Below are 2,930 nucleotides of genomic sequence, written 5' to 3' on the forward strand. Positions count from 1 at the left end.
GCCGGGCGTACAGACGCTGGTGGCGTTCGGCCGACGGCGACCGAATTGCTTGCTACCGGAAGATCCATCTTTTCGACGCAGGGCTTCGAAGAGCCTGACTTCATTTGCCTAGCTGGCAACCTTGCCATTTTACGAACTCAGGACTCAACCGTGCGGAAGCATTATTTGGAAATCCGGGCTGAGTGTAGCTCAGCCTGCGACTGGATACTGTGGCTGCTGGGGCCAACATAAATTGCAGGACACTTTAGCCGGCCGGGCACTTCGACAAGTGAGTGAAACGAGACAGGCGGGCTAATCGGGTGGGAGACAGGAGGCCCCTGAAGTAAGGAAGATCTTCTCCGTTTATAGAAGCTATCGCGGCCGATCGCTCTGTTCGGTCTTGCCCGGAATTTCCTGCGCCAGCCCCATAAACATCGTCCGGTGCAGGATGTCCACGTGCCTCCGGGACACCTCCACGGCCTCCTGAACGTCGCCGGCGCGCATAGCGGCCACCAGCGCTATGTGGTCGTGGTTGGACTGGTGCAGCTTCTCGATGGGGTAGGGAATGAAGTAGTCGTAGAGCTCGGCGAGCGTCTCGTGATAAACGTCGACGGCGGAGTCCAAGCACGCTGCGGTGCCCACCAGCTGATGGAACTGCTCGTCCATCCGGTGGTAGTAGGACCAGTCGGTCGCCTCGGCCATTTCCCGAGTCAGCCGCTCCAGCTCATCCAGCTGCCCAGGCGTCGCATTGACTGCCGCGTAATGCGTCACCGCGCACTCGAACAGCAGCCGCCGGTCCACCAGCCGGTTCACCGCCTGGGACTCCGCGGGGGAGGCCGAAAGTGACGCCAAAACCTCAGTAGGCGGCGAGTCTGCCACAAACGTCCCGCCGGCCCGGCCGCGCCGGCGCACCACCACACCCTGCTCCGCCAGGCTCGCCAACGCACGCCGTGCCGTGATCGGGCTGACCGACAAACCCAGCGCCACATCCTCTTGGTCCGGCAACCGCTCGCCCGGTTTCAGCAGCCCCAGGGAAATCGCCATGCCGATCCTCATCCGGACCGCATCCATGGCGCTGCGCCGCTCCATCCCGGGCATCCTGCCGGCGCTAAGGCGTGAGGGCTCGGCGGTCTCCTCCAGCTGATCCGTCATAACGCTACTTTACGGCCCACGCCGGCCCCCTTCCCTTTATTGGATCATTCTGATCTAATATAACCCGGATCACACCCCACAGCGGAGAAAAACCCATGCAACGCATCCTGCCCCTCATCGCCGCCCAGGCCCGGCCACGGCTCATCGGCGAGCCCGTCTCGGCCTTCGCGGACGAGGTCAAAGCAGCCCTCGAGGCGCAGCCGCACAGCCAACTGGTGGTCTTCCCCGAGCTCCATCTCTTCGGGGATCAGGACCCGGACCTGCAGCGTGCGGAAAACCTTCGAGAATCCGCCGAGCCCCTGGACGGCCCACGGGTCAACGAGCTGAAACAGGTGGCAAAAGACCTGAACATCTGGCTGGTCCCGGGCAGCGTCTGCGAACGCGGCCCGGAAGGCCAGCTGTTCAACACCCAGCTGGTCCTGTCCCCGGAAGGCGAGCTCGCCGGCTATTACCGGAAGATCTTCCCGTGGCGCCCCTTCGAGCCCTACGATCCCGGCGATAAGTTCACCACCGTGGACCTCCCCGGCATCGGCAGGGTGGGCCTGAACATCTGCTACGACGCCTGGTACCCGGAGGTGTCCCGCCAGCTCGCCTGGATGGGGGCAGAAGTCATCCTCAACGTCGTCAAAACCACCACCTCGGACCGTAAACAGGAGCTGATCCTCGCCAAGGCCAACGCCATCGTGAACCAGGTCTTTATGGTCAGCGTTAACTGCGCCGGCCCCACCGGCCAGGGCAAGAGCATCATCGTGGACCCGGAGGGCAACACCCTCACCGAAGCACCCGACGATCAACCGCAGCTGCTCACCGCGGACCTGGACCTGGCCGCCGTCGACCGCGTCCGCACGCACGGCACGGAGAACCTCAACCGCCCCTGGTCGCAGTTCCGCGAAGGGGAGCCCGCCGTCGAACTTTCCGTCTACCAAGGCCGGATCAACCCGGCCACCTGGACACCGCCGTCCTACAAGCCCTAAGGAAACACCGTGACAACAACCCTCACCCGCACGCTGAAGCTGCCCTCGCTGGTCCTGTTCGGGCTGGCGTACCTGACCCCGATCATCGTCCTGGGGATCTTCGGCATCATCGCCGAGACCACCGGCGGCGCCGCGCCCGCCGCGTACCTCGTGGCGCTCGTGGCCATGCTGTTCACCGCGCACAGCTACGGCCGGATGGCCGTGGCCCACCCCGTGGCCGGCTCCGCCTACACCTACGTCCGCCGCTCCATCGATCCCCGCGTCGGGTTCCTGGTGGGCTGGGCCGTCCTGCTGGACTACCTCTTCCTGCCCATGGTCATCTGGCTCATCGGCGGCTCCTACCTGACCGCCCAGTTCCCCGGCATCCCCATTGGCGTCTGGGTGGTGGGCTTCATCGTCATCACCACGCTGCTGAACATCCTGGGCATCAAGGTGGCGGACAAGGCCAACTACGTGCTGATGGCGTTCCAGCTGCTGGTCCTCGTGTTCTTCGTGGCGCTGGCCATCGGCAACGTGGTGTCCGCCAACGGCGCCGGGGGACTGGCCAGCGGGCAACCGTTCTTCAATGACACCGCCAGCTTCACCACCATCTCCGCCGGCGCCGCCATCGCCGCCTACTCGTTCCTGGGGTTCGACGCCGTCACCACCCTCACCGAGGAAACCATCAACCCGCGCCGGACCGTGCCGCGCGCCATCATGCTGGTGGCGCTGATCGGCGGCGGCATCTTCGTGGCCGTGTCCTACGTGACCCAGCTGGTCCACCCCGGCGGCGTGTTCGACGACTCGGCCTCCGCGGCCAGCGCCATCGCCCTGCAGATCGGCGGG

The 2,930-nt window shown here is 65.1% G+C and carries 3 protein-coding genes; 2 read left to right on the plus strand and 1 reads right to left on the minus strand.

What is annotated here, in order from left to right; all coding sequences use genetic code 11:
* Nucleotides 1-351: 351 nt before the first annotated feature.
* Complete coding sequence (locus DBR22_RS15105; protein WP_108599704.1) at nucleotides 352-1,131, minus strand: FadR/GntR family transcriptional regulator; 780 nt, start codon at nucleotides 1,129-1,131, stop codon at nucleotides 352-354.
* Between the two features lie 95 nt (nucleotides 1,132-1,226).
* Between DBR22_RS15105 and DBR22_RS15110 the strand changes: the two genes are divergently transcribed.
* Both DBR22_RS15110 and DBR22_RS15115 read left to right on the plus strand, forming a co-directional pair.
* A complete protein-coding gene (locus DBR22_RS15110) occupies nucleotides 1,227-2,105 on the plus strand; it encodes a carbon-nitrogen hydrolase family protein (RefSeq protein ID WP_108599705.1) in 879 nt (292 codons plus the stop codon).
* 9 nt (nucleotides 2,106-2,114) lie between these two features.
* Nucleotides 2,115-2,930 (plus strand): APC family permease (locus DBR22_RS15115; protein ID WP_146187515.1); only part of this gene is annotated, 816 nt, incomplete at its 3' end.

It is taken from the genome of Arthrobacter sp. HMWF013 (assembly GCF_003061105.1).
GTDB lineage: Bacteria > Actinomycetota > Actinomycetes > Actinomycetales > Micrococcaceae > Arthrobacter.